The 871-nt window shown below is 72.1% G+C and carries 1 protein-coding gene; it reads left to right on the top strand.

Features of this window, described 5'->3' with window-relative positions; translation table 11 throughout:
- Positions 1–871 (top strand): SLC13 family permease (locus DSP71_RS03350; protein ID WP_181800655.1); only part of this gene is annotated, 871 nt, incomplete at both ends.

The raw sequence follows: 871 nt of genomic DNA, 5'->3' as shown, positions 1-871 counted from the left end.
GAGCGGTCGCGCTCGGGCTCGTGCTGACGGCCGGGGGCGCGATGCTCCTGGCCGCGCTGACCCGATCGCCGGGGAGCGGCGCGCCCACCCTGCCGATCGCGGTGACGCTCGCGGTCTTCCTGCTCGCCGTATGGGCATGGACCTCGACGCGTCTGGACGACACACTCGTCGCCTTCCTCGCCGCGATCGCCCTCATCGTCACCGGGGTACTGCCGGCACGCGACTTCTTCGCCTCGCTCGGCGACGAGACGATCTGGCTGCTCATCGGGGCGTTCGTGATCGCCTCCGCGGTGGCCACCTCGGGGCTGGCACTGCGTGGCGCCGCCCACCTGCTGCGATTCGCGCGGGGTCCACGGAGCCTGTTCCACCTCATGACGGTCGCGCTCACGCTCACCGCTTTCGCCGTGCCGGCGACGTCAGGGCGGGCGGCGCTCGCCGTCCCCGTGCATACCGCGGTCGCCACCGCGCTTCCCGGACGCGACAGGGTGATCCGTGCGCTGGCGCTCCTGATGCCGACCGTGGTGCTGCTGTCGGCTGTCGGCTCGCTGCTCGGGGCCGGAGCACACATCGTCACGGACCAGCTGCTGCGCGCCGCAGGGGAGGAGGGCTTCACGTTCTCGAGCTGGCTCTGGCTCGGACTGCCGCTCGCCGTGGTGTCGTCGCACCTGGCGTGCGAGATCATCCTCTGGCGCTTCACCCGGAGCGAAGACCGCACCACACGTCTTCGACTGAGCACTGCGGAGATCGGCCGCTCCGCGTCGACGGCCGTGACCGGGCCGCTCAGCACCCTGGAGCGACGAGCCGCCCTGCTGCTGGGGGCGGTGATCCTGCTCTGGGCCACCGAGCCGCTGCACCATCTGTCGCCCGCCCT

The organism is Microbacterium sp. H6 (genome assembly GCF_003314775.1).
Taxonomy (GTDB): Bacteria; Actinomycetota; Actinomycetes; order Actinomycetales; family Microbacteriaceae; genus Microbacterium; species Microbacterium oxydans.
The sequence above is the reverse complement of the archived record's forward strand: the minus strand, read 5'-3'. Positions and strand labels throughout refer to the sequence as shown.